General features: G+C 65.5%; 12 protein-coding genes. 3 read left to right on the top strand and 9 right to left on the bottom strand.

Going from position 1 to position 13959, the window contains the following annotated elements; all coding sequences use genetic code 11:
- Nucleotides 1-392 precede the first annotated feature (392 nt).
- The gene (chrA, locus tag CVM73_RS14345) at nucleotides 393-1778 is read right to left on the bottom strand and encodes a chromate efflux transporter (protein WP_100232625.1); all 1386 of its coding nucleotides are present in this window, start codon (nucleotides 1776-1778) and stop codon (nucleotides 393-395) included.
- Entirely contained in the window at nucleotides 1778-2596 is an 819-nt protein-coding gene (locus CVM73_RS14350; RefSeq protein ID WP_146006598.1) for a chromate resistance protein ChrB domain-containing protein, read from the bottom strand. Before CVM73_RS14350 ends, chrA begins: the two co-directional genes overlap by 1 nt.
- Nucleotides 2597-2792: 196 nt before the next feature.
- Here CVM73_RS14350 and dmeF point away from each other — a divergent pair, with 196 nt between their 5' ends.
- Nucleotides 2793-3767, top strand: coding sequence for a CDF family Co(II)/Ni(II) efflux transporter DmeF (gene dmeF, locus CVM73_RS14355; RefSeq protein ID WP_100232627.1), 975 nt, complete (start codon nucleotides 2793-2795; stop codon nucleotides 3765-3767).
- A 205-nt stretch (nucleotides 3768-3972) separates the two neighbouring features.
- Here dmeF and CVM73_RS14360 read toward each other — a convergent pair whose 3' ends face one another.
- Together CVM73_RS14360 and CVM73_RS14365 are read right to left on the bottom strand one after the other, a co-directional pair.
- Nucleotides 3973-4164 carry a hypothetical protein gene (locus tag CVM73_RS14360; protein ID WP_100232628.1) on the bottom strand — a complete coding sequence of 64 codons (192 nt, stop codon included), beginning with the start codon at nucleotides 4162-4164 and terminating at the stop codon, nucleotides 3973-3975.
- Between the two features lie 31 nt (nucleotides 4165-4195).
- The gene (locus tag CVM73_RS14365) at nucleotides 4196-5353 is read right to left on the bottom strand and encodes an MFS transporter (RefSeq protein ID WP_100232755.1); all 1158 of its coding nucleotides are present in this window, start codon (nucleotides 5351-5353) and stop codon (nucleotides 4196-4198) included.
- A 174-nt stretch (nucleotides 5354-5527) separates the two neighbouring features.
- On the opposite strand from CVM73_RS14365, the gene CVM73_RS14370 reads away from it, so the two are divergent.
- Nucleotides 5528-6787 carry an adenylate/guanylate cyclase domain-containing protein gene (locus tag CVM73_RS14370; RefSeq protein ID WP_100232629.1) on the top strand — a complete coding sequence of 420 codons (1260 nt, stop codon included), beginning with the start codon at nucleotides 5528-5530 and terminating at the stop codon, nucleotides 6785-6787.
- A 303-nt stretch (nucleotides 6788-7090) separates the two neighbouring features.
- On the opposite strand, the gene CVM73_RS14375 is transcribed toward CVM73_RS14370, so the two are convergent.
- Together CVM73_RS14375 and CVM73_RS14380 are read right to left on the bottom strand one after the other, a co-directional pair.
- Entirely contained in the window at nucleotides 7091-7756 is a 666-nt protein-coding gene (locus CVM73_RS14375; protein WP_245452298.1) for a DUF3732 domain-containing protein, read from the bottom strand.
- Nucleotides 7757-8036: 280 nt separating this feature from the next.
- Complete coding sequence (locus tag CVM73_RS14380; RefSeq protein ID WP_100232630.1) at nucleotides 8037-9281, bottom strand: MFS transporter; 1245 nt, start codon at nucleotides 9279-9281, stop codon at nucleotides 8037-8039.
- A 167-nt stretch (nucleotides 9282-9448) separates the two neighbouring features.
- Here CVM73_RS14380 and CVM73_RS14385 point away from each other — a divergent pair, with 167 nt between their 5' ends.
- On the top strand, nucleotides 9449-10837 hold the full coding sequence (locus CVM73_RS14385) for an Nramp family divalent metal transporter (RefSeq protein ID WP_100232631.1): 1389 nt from the start codon (nucleotides 9449-9451) through the stop codon (nucleotides 10835-10837).
- Nucleotides 10838-10980: 143 nt separating this feature from the next.
- Here the strand turns inward: CVM73_RS14385 and CVM73_RS14390 are convergent, their stop codons facing one another.
- From CVM73_RS14390 to hemB, 3 genes are all read right to left on the bottom strand, one after another.
- Entirely contained in the window at nucleotides 10981-11757 is a 777-nt protein-coding gene (locus CVM73_RS14390) for an arginyltransferase (RefSeq protein WP_100232632.1), read from the bottom strand.
- Nucleotides 11758-11825: 68 nt separating this feature from the next.
- Entirely contained in the window at nucleotides 11826-12368 is a 543-nt protein-coding gene (locus CVM73_RS14395) for an RDD family protein (protein WP_100232633.1), read from the bottom strand.
- Nucleotides 12369-12767: 399 nt separating this feature from the next.
- Nucleotides 12768-13829 carry a porphobilinogen synthase gene (gene hemB, locus CVM73_RS14400; RefSeq protein ID WP_100232634.1) on the bottom strand — a complete coding sequence of 354 codons (1062 nt, stop codon included), beginning with the start codon at nucleotides 13827-13829 and terminating at the stop codon, nucleotides 12768-12770.
- Nucleotides 13830-13959: the final 130 nt, after the last annotated feature.

A 13959-nucleotide genomic window follows, 5' to 3' on the forward strand; every position in this document is an offset into this window, starting at 1 on the left:
AGAACAAGAAATTCTCGATGCAGCCACCGCGCAGTGAGCGCGCCATGTCGAAGATCTTGGCCGCCTGTGAAGTAGTTTACAGGCCCGCGCTCTTGGTCCGGATTAATGTAAAGAAGGCTCCTTACGTTGACGGAGGCATCCAATGCTCGCGGCAATCAAATGGAACTCCCGACATAGTGCTCGCGAATGGGTCGTTATGGCTGTGGCGCTTGTCGGCCAACTCCGCACACACGCAAGCCGGCAGAGCGGCGAAAGCAAGCAGAAGCAGCCACTCTGGAAGCACTTCGACGACACCCATCATTGGGACTCAACCGCGGAGGAATGGGTCCCCAATCCAGACCGCTGATCGTGCAACGCATTGTGCGCACCGGACTGGCCTAGGGCTGCCCCCCCTAGATCACCCCCGCCAGCCGTAGCGCCACGCCCGCGGCGCAACTGCCCGCGAGCACGGTCAGCATCCCGAGCTTGAACCTGAAGATCGCGGTGGCTGCCGCGATCGACAGCACCAGCGCTGGAATGTCCACGCTCCTCAGCACCGGCATGTCGAAGTCCAGCGGAAAGGCGTGCACTGGCACCGTCTCGCGGAACAGCGTGTGCAGGGCGAACCAGATCGAGAGGTTGAGGATCACGCCGACGACGGCGGCGGTGATCGCGCTCAGCGCGCCGGCGAGGCCCGTGTTGCCGCGCAGGCGCTCGATGTAGGGGGCGCCGACGAAGATCCAGAGGAAGCAGGGCGTGAAGGTGACCCAGGTTGCGAGCAGGCCGCCGAGCGTCGCCGCCAGCATCGGCGACAAACCGCTGGGGTCGCGGTAAGCGGCCATGAAGCCCACGAATTGCAGCACCATGATCAGCGGGCCCGGCGTGGTCTCGGCCATGCCGAGGCCGTCGAGCATCTCGTGGGGCTTGAGCCAGTGATAATGCTCGACCGCCTGCTGGGCGACGTAGGCCAGGACGGCATAGGCGCCGCCGAAGGTGACCAGCGCCATTTTCGAGAAGAACAGCGCAATCTGGCTGAAGACGTTGCCTTGCCCGAGAACCAGGAGCAGCGCGACTACGGGCACCAGCCAGAGCGCGAGCCACAACGCGCCGACGCGGATCGCGCGGGCGGTGTTGGGTTTGACGTGCTCGGGCACGGCCTCGCCGAGCATGCTGTCGATCACGGCGCCGCTGCCGCCATGGCCGTGATCGGCCGGCGCGAACTCCGGACGGCCGCTCCGCGCGCCGGCATAGCCGATGATGCCGGCGGCGATGATGATGATCGGGAAGGGGACGGCAAAGAAGAAAATCGCAATGAAGGCCGCGGCGGCGAGCGCGATCATGATGCGGTTCTTCAGCGCGCGCTTGCCGACGCGCACCACGGCCTCGACGACGATGGCGAGCACGGCGGCCTTGAGCCCGAAGAACAGCGCCTCGACGAAGCTGACATTGCCGAAGGCCGCGTAGATGTAGCTCAGGCCCATGATGGCGATGATGCCGGGCAGGATGAACAGCCCGCCCGCCATCAGCCCACCGGCGGTGCGATGCATCAACCAGCCGACATAGGTCGCGAGCTGCTGCGCCTCGGGCCCCGGCAACAGCATGCAGTAGTTCAGCGCATGCAGGAAGCGGCCTTCGGAGATCCATTTCTTCTCCTCGACCAGGATGCGGTGCATCACCGCGATCTGGCCCGCGGGCCCCCCGAAGCTCAAGGACGCGACGCGGAGCCAGACGCGAAAGGCCTCGTTGAAGCTGACGCCGTGACCGGCGTCAGCTCCTGCTTGAACGTTTCGGGTGTCCATTACGCCTTCACCTTGTTGGTCGGCCAGTTGTGGGTCTCGGTGGTCGCGTCGCGGCACCAGCGGTAGAAGGCATCGTAGAGCAACATGCCGGCCTCGAGCTGTTCGAGGTCGTCATCATACATGCGCGACAGCCCGAGCGAGGCCGCGAGCAGGCCGGGCGCCTCCGGCGCGAGCTCGGGCCGCGCGGTGTCGGCACCGCGCACGAGCGTCGCCAGCCGCAGCAGTGGCGGCGTCGCAATCCCGAACTCCTCGATCATCACGTCGAAGGTGCAGAGCTCGCCACGGTGGCTCCAGAACACATTCTCGATGTCGAAGGGGGCCGCGCCAAAGCGCTCGCCGACGGCGACCACCTCGGACGGCACGACATAGAGGAACACCGCGCCCGGATCGACGAAACGGCGGATCAGCCAGGGGCAGGCGATGCGATCGACCTTCGGTCGCGCCCGCGTGACCCAGACGGTGCGCCCCTTGGCATCGCGTGGCGGCAGCTTGCCGGCGTCGACCAGCGGCAGCTTGGCCGCCTTCCAGCCCTCGAAGCCGCCCTCCAGCGTTTCGGCCTGCACGCCGAGCTGGCGCAGCCAGGCCGCGGTGCCCTGCGCGAGCTTCTCTCCGCGGAAGCAGGAAACGACGGCACGGCGGCCGGCGAAGGCGCCGCCCCAGTCCGTCACATTGTCGTGGCTGAGCCTGATGGAGCCGGGGATCAGCCGCCGGTCGGCGGCGAAATCCTCCTCGGTGCGCACGTCGATCAGGACAGGCGCGTTCGCCGTGCCGATCAGCCGTGCCATTTTGTCGGATGAGATGGTCGTGAATGTAGACATGATGCGTCCTCGCAAAAAACGAACGGGACGCGATGCTTGGGCCTGTCGCCTCGTGGGGAGATCGCTCAAATCCCCATGAGGTAGATTACAGCGAAACTAAGAAGCACTGTCAATCCGCGGGACGATTGGACCTTAGAAAATTGGTTCCCGCCGTCTATATTGCACTCCAACAGACCTGAATCTTCGGGAGAATTCGATGCATTCCCATTCCATCGAACAATGGACCCATGACCACGCGTTCCTGGGCGAGAAGCACGACGAGAACGAGCGGCGCACCTGGGTCGTGGTCGTCCTGACGCTGGTCATGATGGTCGGCGAGATCGTTGCCGGCTCGTTGTTCGGTTCGATGGCGCTTCTAGCCGACGGCTGGCACATGGGCACGCATGCGGCGGCGCTCGGCATTGCCGCCTTCGCCTACCGCTTCGCGCGCCGGCACCTGGGGAATACGCATTTCACCTTCGGCACCGGGAAGTTCGGGGATCTTGCCGCGTTCGCCAGCGCGATCATCCTCGGCCTGATCGCGGTCGAGATCGCCTATGAGAGCGTGCTGCGGCTGATCACGCCGGTGCCGATCGTCTACGGCGAAGCCATCGCCGTGGCGGCCCTCGGCTTGTGCGTCAATCTCGCCAGTGTGTGGCTGCTGCGCGATAGCCACGATCATCACAATCACGGTCCCGACCACGGCCATGCGCATGATGACCACGACGATCATGACCACGACCACGATCATCACGGCCATCATCATCACCACGACAACAACCTTCGCGCGGCCTATGTCCATGTCATGACCGATGCCGCGACCTCGGTGCTGGCGATCTCGGCGCTCGCCGTCGCCATGTATTCGGGCTGGGTTTGGGCCGATCCGGCGGTGGGCCTGATCGGCAGCGTCGTGATCGCGAGCTGGGCGTTCGGCCTGATCAAGACGTCGGGGGCGGTGCTGCTCGACGTGCGCGCCGACGAGAAGCTGGAGCGGGTGATCCGGGCCCGCATGGAAGTCGGCGACGATCGCGTGACCGACCTCCATCTCTGGCAGGTCGGCCCCGGCCATTGTGCCGTGCTGCTCTCGGTGGTGTCGGACCAGCCGAAGCAGCCGGCCGTCTACAAGCGGCGGCTTGCCGGCCTGAAGGGCCTCAGCCACGTCACGGTCGAGGTCGAGACCTGCCCGCATTGACGGGGGCTATCGCAAGTGGCCGCGATCTCGACTGTGGCCATCCTTCGAGACGCCCGCCGTTGGCGGGCCCTCAGGATGAGGACCGGATGCGCAGCACTGGTTCCAACGAGCACCGGCGCTGTTCAGCCTCACCCCGAGGAGACCGCGAAGCGGTCGTCTCGAAGGGCGAGGCGCGCGAGCATCTGTGGATGCTGCGGCCTAAGAATCAGCCTTTCGGCGCGGTCGCTGCGGGCGGACTTGCCTCGGGCGTCTTCTTCGGCTTCAGCGTGCCGGCATAGAACGAGAGCAGCCAGACCAGGAGGACGGCGAGGAGGTAGACGCCCCAGGCCTGCGGCGGCGTGGTCGCCCAGCGCAGGAGGCCTTTGAACGTGCGGGGCGGGCCGGCGTCGTTGCTCATGGCCCGCTTGTGCGCGAAAGCGGCTGTGCCGTCAATCAGGCCGCGGCACCGGGCGGATCAGGAACAGCGCCACAAGCGCCGATAGGCTGAGCGCAGACGAGACGATCAGCACCTTGGCGCCCATGACGTCGATCAGCAGGCCGAAGGCGAGCGGCGCCACCGCCTGCGCCATCCGCGCCGGTGCGCCGATGATGCCGAGGCGATAGCCGAAATCCTTCGGGCCGAAGATCGACAGCGGCAGCGTGCCGCGGGCGATCGTCAAGATGCCGTTGCCGGAGCCGTGGAACAGCGCAAACGCGCTCGCCGCAGCACCGCCGAAGATCGCGACGATCACGGCTCCGACCGGATGGGTGAGGCTGGCGAGCCGTGTCGACCACAGCGGATGGAAGCGGCTGAGGAAGCCGGCCTCTAACATGCGTGCACCGACCTGCGCCGGACCGATCAGTGCGCCGGCCGCGATGGCCTCGGCGGGCGTCGCCCCCGTCGTCTCCAGGATGCGCGGGAAATGCGCGGCCATCGCGCCGGTGACGGTCCAGACCGCGGCGAAGATGAAGGCGAGCAGGAGCATGGTGCGGTCGAGCGGCAAATGCGGCTTCTTGGCCGTGGCCGCGGCCTGCTTCGCGCCCTTGATCACCGGCAGCATGAAGAAATTGAGCGGCAGGCCGATCAGGATGTTGGCGGCGGCCCAGGCAAAACAGGTGTCGCGCCAGCCGATATGGGCGATGCCCCAGGCGGTGAGTGGCCAGCCGACGGTGGAGGCGAAGCCCGCCATCAGCGTGATCCCCGTGATGGGCCTGCGCGCCTCGGTGCCGTAGATGCGCCCCAAAGCGGCGAAGGCGGCGTCGTAGAGACCCATCGCCATGCCGATGCCGAGCACGAGCCAGGCGATCGCCATCACCACGATCGGTTGCGAGAACCCCAGAAGCGCGAGGCCGGCGGCGATGGTCAGGTTCGAGGCCGACAGCACCTGACGGCCGCCGACGAGATCGATCTGCCGTCCGATGCGCGGGCCGAGCATCGCCGAGATCACCAGCGCGGCCGAGAACGCGCCGAAGATCCAGTTGGAGGAGACGCCGAGCTCATGCGACATGGGATCGGCGAGCAGCGCCGGCAAATAATAGCTGGAGGCCCAGGCGAGGGTCTGCGTGGTGCCGAGCGCCAGGATGATCGGAAGCTGGCGCTGGGTCATCGGCGCGTGCCGCCGATTCTGGCCGACGAAGTCTTCATTGCCGGCATTTGCCGCCCGCACGGCAAGTGCGTCAACCGCGCCCGCGACATATTCGATCTGCAAGGGGCGGGAGCCTGGCGCGCATGCCGGCCCCTCGCGCCTTTCGCCGGTCACGAATGCACGCCATAATGGCGCATGCAAGTCACCTCGCGCCTCTCACTGATGAACTGGGTCACCAGCCAGGGGCTTACGGGCCTGCCTGAACCCGAACTGCTCCGCGGCTTCTGCGAGCGCTGCTGCGCCGAGGGGCTCGACCTGTCGCGCGGGCTGGTCTTCATCGACACGTTGCACCCGATCTATGAGGGGCGCGGCTTTCGCTGGACCGACCGGTCGAGCAACGAGAGCGACATGTTCGAATATGGTTCGACAGCTGTGGGGGATCCGAACAAGAACTGGCGCCGGTCGGTGTTCTATCATTTGCTCGAGCATGGCGAGGACGAGATGGTGATCGATCTCGCCGACGCAGCCACGCTCGATTTTTCGCAGATCGGCGACCTCGCCGAGAAGGGCCATCGGCATTTCCTCGCTTTCGTCCATCGCTTCGGCGAGAGCGGCGCGCTGGGGCAGATGGACTGTCTCTACTCCTACTGGACGACCCGGCGCGAGGACGGCTTCACGCAATTCGAGCTGGCTGCGCTGCGCGATCTCGTGCCCGTCCTTGGTCTTGCGATCAAATCGGCGCAGCAGGTCGACATCGCGCGCACGCTCGGCCGCGTCTATCTCGGCCGCGACGCCTCCGAGCAGGTCTTGCGCGGGCGCATCTCGCGCGGCGTCACTGAGCGCATCAACGCCGTGCTGTGGTATTCGGACCTGCGCGGCTCGACCGGGATCAGCGAGAGCATCGGTCCCGACGAGATCATCCCGTTCCTCAACGACTATGCGCAGGCCGTGATCGATCCGATCCACGAAGCGGGCGGCGACGTGCTGAAGCTGATCGGCGACGGCGTGCTCGCGATGTTCTGGGGCGAGGACATGGCGGATGCGCGGCGGGCCGCGCTACGGGCCGAACACCTGTTCCGCAAGAATGTCGCCGCGCTGAACAAGCGGCGGGCGGCGGAGGGCCGTCCGACCACGTCAGCCTATATCGGGCTGCATGTCGGCGAGGTCTTCTACGGCAATATCGGCAGCGAGGACCGGCTTGATTTCACCGTGGTCGGCCCGACCGTCAACGAGGTCAGCCGCATCGCCTCGATGAGCCGCTCGGTCGACCGCGAGCTGCTGGCCTCATCCGAGTTCTATAAGGGCCTCGATGCCACTGGGCGCCGCTATCTCGTCTCCACCGGCCGCTACGCGCTGCGCGGCATCGGCCGCGCGCAGGATCTCTACACGCTGGATCCGGAGGTCGACGCGAGCGAGCCGGTGATGGGGAGCTACGAGCGCTATCTGGCGGGTTAGGGCAGGCTGCTTCAACAACTTGCTTCGTCATTGCAATGACGAGGTAACTAGTCGAAAGACTTTAGACGCCTTCGGCGATCGGCTTCGACGTCTATTTGCTTGATACCCTTCTGCTCAGCGTGGCATTCACCGGCTCCGCCGCTGCTGAAGCCTACGCGAGCGCCCTAAAGTGCATACATTGGAACCTTCTGAGCGCACCCGGCTGTCGGCCTCGTCGGTGGCATGGAAATTTAGCTGGCTTTGATGCCGCTTCGGCACGCGGTGGCGGTTTGACGAGGGTCCAAGCCGTCAGGCGGAAAACCATCAGGACGTTTGTTCATCCGGCCAATCGTCGGGAACCAGCGCCGGCGGTTTCGCCCACGGCCCTTCAACCAACGATTTCTGAAACCAGTCGTCTCGCAAGTTGGCATGTTCGGTCACGATCACCTGGAAACCCGGGGCATCCTTCTGAACAAAACGGAGAAGGAGTTCAAACAGCCGCCGGACCGCCTCCAAATCTGCATCCCTTTCAGTTCGCTCAATTGATCCTGCGGCCTCGGCGTAGACCGTCTCGGAAGGGAAATACACCTGAGTTGGCTGATCGATCAGCAGGAAGTTCGGCAGCGATTGGCCATTGTTTGTCGCAAACCGATGTAAGGCCAGAAGAGCCGAGAGGTGATAGGCAAGATGATTCTCGCCGCCGCCTGTTCTGTTCATGTAGATCGGGCGGCCAGGACGATCTATGACAACTGTGAGATGATGGAGGTCGAGCCGGGCCGGGAATTGACCAAACTCACCACCGAGGTCTCCAATGTACCCGGACATATGCATTGAAATGTTATTCAGGGTGGAAGCTAGGCGCTCGTCCGCATCATTGTCGCCAATTCTCTTCTCCAGGTCCTCGACCTTGTTCTTTAGCCGGCGCTCTTCGGCTTCAAGGCGCGTTAGGCCCTGCTCGGCGGCAGAGAATGGTGAGCGCGGCGTATCCATTATCGATACGTTCTCGCACAAGCCATTTGGTCTGATTTGGCAGGCATTTCCCCCTCGCACGTGCAGCAAAACACGGCGCCCGAGTCAATCATGATTGCACTTTTGCGATGACGCAACCAGCCTTTAGCCTAATTCACAATCGCCTAGCATGGAATGGAGAAGCAGTATGCGCCTCCAGACAGCACAGCTGGCTGTCAGAAAGTCCAGTTGGACGGCGATGGCGCGGTAATCCCAGAGGGATGTTCGGAACGCCAAGGATCCTCGGTCAGTGTTCCGACGACTAGCACCCCACCGCCACCTCATCCCCCACCATGTCCGGCTGCCGATCCAGCGCCACCGCCGGTGACAGCAGGATCACCAGCGCCTGCAGGCCGAAGACGGCGGCGGCGAGATAGAGGCACGCTTCCGCGCTCCAGAGACCGCCGACGATCGCGCCGAGCGCCGAGCCGAGCGGACGGGCGCCGTAGCTCATGATGTTGATGGCGGAGACGCGGCCAAGCAGGCGCGGCGGCGTCACCGACTGGCGCAGCGTCGTGGTCGAGATCACCCACAGGATGGGCCCCGCGCCGAGCAGGAAGAAGCTCAGGCCCGCGAGCCAGGGCGAGGGCAGCAGCACCGTCAGCGCCATCACCAATGCGGCGACGAAGCCGGTGACGGGGCCTAGTCCGACCACGAGGCCGAACGCGATGCGTTTCATCACGCGCGTGGCGACCAGCGCGCCGATCACCATGCCGACACCGTACATCGTCAGCACCGTGCCGACGCCCGCGGCGGTCAAGCCGAGATGGCGCACGGCGTAGGGCACGAACACCGCGATCTGCAGGAACCAGCCGGTGTTGAAGATGAACTGGGTGATGAACACCGGCCGCAGCAGCGGATGGTGAAACACGAAGGCCGCACCTTCGCGGATCTCCTGGAAGGGATGACGGCGCGGCAGAGGCGCTCGCGCGGGCTCGTAGATGCCGGAGAGCAGCACGACGGCGATGGCCGAGAGCGCCGCGGCAAAGCCGAACGCCGGGCTCGCGCCCCACCATCCCACCAGTACCCCGCCGAGCGCAGGGCCGCTGGCGAAGGCGATGGTGCGCGCGAGCTCGATGCGGGCATTCGCCGCCGGCAACAGGTCGGGGCTCACGAGCGAGGGCACCAGCGCCGGCGCCGCCACGCTGTAGACAACGGTGCCGCACACGGCCGCGAAGCCGAGCAGGGCGAGCAGCGGCAAGTTGAGGACTCCCAGCGCGAGCAGCAGCACGACGGCCGCGAGCGCGGCGGCCCGCAGCGCTTCGGCGCCCGCCATCAGCCAGCGGCGGGAGATGCGGTCGGCGAGCACGCCGGCGGGGATGGCGAACAGGACGAAGGGGAGAGTGAGCGCGGTCTGGAGCAGGCCGGTCTGACCTTCGGCAACGCCCAGCGTCAGCACGGCGACAATGGGCGCTGCGGCGAGCGCGATCTGCTCGGCCGACTGCGCCGCGAGATTCGACCAGGCAAGGCGGTTGAAGGTGTCAGGGAGGTGAGGGGGCATTGACATGGCTCATTTCCTGCAAAGTCGAGTTGGCGCCAGTATCTGCTCCCACGGATGGCCAAACCCACCCGCTTCCCGACAGGGCGGCGGATAACGACCGCACCGGGAACCGATGCGGCTAGATGCAGTTGCAAATGAGTTGCAATAAGCCCCGACTTCGGTATTCTCGCCCCATGGATGCAAGATCGCCCGACCTGACCCAAACCCTGACCCAAGACTTGACCCAAGACTTGACCCAAGACGCCAGCGGCTGGCGCGCTGATGCGCCGGTCACCAGGAGCCTCGCCGAGGTCAATTCCACAGTCGCGATCCCGGCCGCCGGCCACTGGACGCGACGGCTGCTGGCCTTCGTCGGTCCGGGCTATCTGGTCTCGGTCGGCTACATGGACCCCGGCAATTGGGCGACCGATCTCGCCGGCGGGGCGAAGTTCGGCTACACGCTGCTCTCGGTCATCCTGCTCTCGAATTTGATGGCGATCCTGCTGCAGTCGCTGGCAGCGCGGCTCGGCATCGTCACCGACCGCGACCTCGCGCAGGCCTGCCGCGCCACCTATTCGCCGGCGGTGAACTTCCTGCTCTGGCTCGCCTGCGAGGCGGCGATCATCGCCTGCGATCTCGCCGAGGTGATCGGCACAGCGATCGCGCTGAAGCTGCTGTTCGGCATTCCCCTGATCGGCGGCGCATTGCTCGCCGCGCTCGATGCGTTCCTGCTTCTCGTCCTGATGAACCGCGGCTTCCGATTCCTCGAGGCCTTCGTTATTGCGCTGCTGGCGGTGATCGCAGCCTGCTTCGTGGTCCAGATCGCGGCGGCGGCCCCGCCGGTGGCGGAGGTTCTGCGTGGCTTCGTGCCGAAGAGCGAGATCTTCACCAACTCCGACATGCTCTACATCGCGATCGGCATCATCGGCGCCACCGTGATGCCGCATAATCTCTACCTGCATTCCTCGATCGTGCAGACGCGCGCCTATCAGCGCAACGACGAAGGCCGCCGCGAGGCGATCAAATGGGCGACGACGGATTCGACCATCGCGCTGATGCTGGCGCTGTTCATCAACGCAGCGATCCTGGTCGTGGCGGCTGCGACCTTCCACAAGAGCGGCCATTCCGATGTTGCCGAGATCGGCCAGGCCTTCGAGCTGTTGTCGCCGCTGCTCGGTCTCGGCATCGCCTCGACCCTGTTCGCGGTGGCGCTGCTTGCCTCCGGCCTGAACTCGACGGTGACGGCGACGCTCGCCGGCCAGATCGTGATGGAAGGCTTTCTCAACCTGCGCCTGCCGAGCTGGGCGCGCCGTTTGCTGACGCGCGGTATCGCCATCGTTCCCGTGATCATCGTCACCGCGATCTATGGCGAGCGCGGTACGGCTGATCTCTTGGTGTTCAGCCAGGTCGTGCTGTCGATGCAGCTTCCTTTCGCCGTCATCCCGCTGGTCCGCTTCGTCTCCGACCGCCGCAAGATGGGCCAGTTCGCGATCCCGATGTCCGTCGCCGCGGTCGCGTGGATCGTCGCGGGCGTGATCGTGGTTTTGAACGTGAAGCTGCTGGCCGATACGCTGTTCGGGTGAGTGTTCGCCAACACACCGCTGTCATCGCCCGCGAAGGCGGGCGATCCAGTACTCCGAGATATCTGCGATAGAGCCGAGACGTCTCGGAATACTGGATGCCCCGCCTGCGCGGGGCATGACAGAGAGAGCGCGCGTGAGCTGGGCTAATCCTGCGGCTCGGACGCCGTATCGCCCTGCGCGTCAACGCGCAGCCAGCCTGAGGGTGCGAGGCGCTGCTGCGGCAGGAAGCGGGCCTTGTAGTCCATCTTCTTGGAGCCCTCGATCCAGTAGCCGAGATAGACGTAGGGCAGGCCCTGACGTCGCGCACGGGCGATGTGGTCGAGGATCATGAAGGTGCCCATCGAGCGGCTGACCTGGCTCGGCTCGAAGAACGAATAGACCATCGACAGGCCGTCGCTGAGCACGTCGGTCAGCGCCACCGCGATCAGCTCCTCGCCGCGGCCGGTGAGGCCGCTGTCGGGGCCGCGCTTGCGGTACTCGATGATGCGGGTCTCGACATGGCTGTCCTCGACCATCATGGCGTAGTCGAGCACGGTCATGTCGGCCATGCCGCCGTGGCGGTGGCGGGCGTCGAGATAGGCGCGGAACACCGAATATTGCTCGGAGGTCGGCACCGCACTGCGCTGCTCGCCGATGATGTCGGCATTGCGCGCCATGACTTTCCGGAAGCTGCGGGAGGGGCGGAACTCGTTGGCGATGACCCGGACCGAGACGCAGGCGCGGCACTGGTCGCAGGCCGGCCGGTAGGCGATCGACTGGCTGCGGCGGAAGCCGCCATGGGTCAGGAGGTCGTTGAGGTCGCCGGCCCGGTCCCCGACAAGATGCGTGAACACCTTGCGCTCGTGCCGGCCCGGCAAGTACGGGCAGGGCGATGGCGCCGTGAGGTAAAATTGGGGGGTGTCGCGCGAATGCTGGGTCAAGGGACGTCGTGGGCCTCCGAAACGGGCATCAGCATCGCGCTCCAGAAGCCCCCGGTCAATCGGTTAGCTCACCACGTCCGCGCCGCCTGGGGGGCGGGTACGCGAACCGAATTGTTGATCACGACCGTTCCCAGCACGAAATCGTGCAGCAGGCGCCGGCGGCCGTTGAACAGGCCGACCAGGACCACGAAGGGCGACAGGAACGAGACCGTGACCCAGAACAGCACGGCATGGGTGGCGCCGAGCACGAAGTAGCCTGGCGCGCCGTACCAGGTGCGCAATTCCAGGTCCATCAGGCGCATGCCGACCGTGGCGGAGGACGGGCCGCCGATGCTGGCGCCGTAATAGACGATGGCCCAGATCACGGAGGCCGGCCATGCGATCCAGAACAGCGCCCAGCCGAGGCCGAGGGTGACCACGCCGAACAAGGCGATGAAGATGTAGCCGAGGATCACCGGTACCGAGATCACGACCATGTCGATCAGGAAGGCGAACGCCCGCCGCGTCGCCACGCCTCGGAACAGTTCCGGGTGCAGATAGGGATCGTACGCATGCGGTTGCACTGCGCCGTCATTGCGCCAGGCGCCTGAATTACCCGAGTCGTACGACATCGTCCGTCCTCCCAAGGGGAACAGAGGGAAACCCTCGAGGCAGGACATGGGAGCAGGCCATCCCTGTGCCAAGGGCGCAGGGACGTTAACACGCCGAAATATTCCGGCGATTCGGGGGCGGGGACCGGCGCGGTGCCGTAAGCAGGGGCAGCGGCACCCATCATCGTCGCGCTTGCATCAGTGGTTTCGCTGCGCTCTAGCCATCCCACAACGATGTGCGCGCAACCCGCCCTCATGTCCCGGACAAGCGCCGCGAAGCGGCGCGCAGAGGCGGGATCCAGAGGCCACAAGCAAGATCGCGGTGAGATGGGCCCCGGCTCTGCAACGCATCACGTCGCAAGTGCGCCGTGCTGCATTGCGTCCGGGGCACGGGAAGACGGATGGAGTGGACGAAGCACCTCATCCCTGCGCGCGCAGCTTCTCCGCCGCCTTCGGCGCAAAATAGCTCAGCACGCCGTCGGCGCCGGCGCGCTTGAAGGCGAGCAGGCTCTCCATCATGGCACGTTCGCCGTCGAGCCAGCCGTTGCCCGCGGCGGCGGCGATCATCGCGTATTCGCCGGAGACCTGGTAGGCGAAGGTCGGCATCGCAAACGTGTCCTTCACGCGGCGGACCACGTCGAGATAGGGCATGCCGGGCTTCACCATCACCATGTCGGCGCCCTCGGCGATATCGAGCTCGACCTCGCGCAGCGCTTCATCGGTGTTGGCGCTGTCCATCTGGTAGGTGCGCTTGTCGCCCGTCAGTGTCTTGGCCGAGCCGATGGCGTCGCGGAACGGTCCGTAGAATGCGGAGGCGTATTTGGCCGCATAGGCCATGATCTGCACATCCAGCAGACCTGCGCGATCCAGCCCCTCGCGGATCGCGCCGACGCGGCCGTCCATCATGTCGGAGGGCGCGATGATGTCGCAGCCGGCTTCAGCCTGCACCAAGGCCTGGCGCACCAGCACTGCCACCGTCTCGTCGTTCAAGATCTTGCCGTCGGAAATCAGGCCGTCATGGCCATGGCTGGTGAAGGGATCGAGCGCGACGTCGCAGAGGATGCCGATCTCCGGAAACTCCTTCTTGATCGCGCGCACCGCCTGGCAGACCAGGTTGTTCGGATTGGTGGCTTCCGAGCCTTCCTCGTCGCGCAAGGAGGGATCGGTGTAGGGGAACAGCGCGATGCAGGGGATCGTCAGCTTCATCGCGCGCTCAGCCTCGCGCACGGCCTGGTCGACGCTGAGGCGGTCGACGCCCGGCATCGAGGCGACCTGCTCACGCTTGTTGTGGCCGTCGATCAGGAACAGCGGCCAGATCAGATCGTCGGTGGTGAGGACGTTCTCGCGCACCATCCGTCGGGCCCATTCGGCCTTGCGGTTGCGGCGTGGGCGGACTGTCAGATCGAGGGCAGGGGAGGCCGTTCCGCCATCCCGGCGCGAAACCTCGCGCAATTCGATCGGACGTCCGTATTTGATCGCCATCACTCTTCCTCCGGCTGGAATTATTCTTATACCAGCTCGCATGGTTCCCGTCACCGCGGCTTGACCTGCCGCAAGGCAGAATTGAACCGACTTGGATTGAACCGACCTGGGCAGCCGATTGATTTTGCGG

It is taken from the genome of Bradyrhizobium forestalis (assembly GCF_002795245.1).
Lineage (GTDB): Bacteria > Pseudomonadota > Alphaproteobacteria > Rhizobiales > Xanthobacteraceae > Bradyrhizobium > Bradyrhizobium forestalis.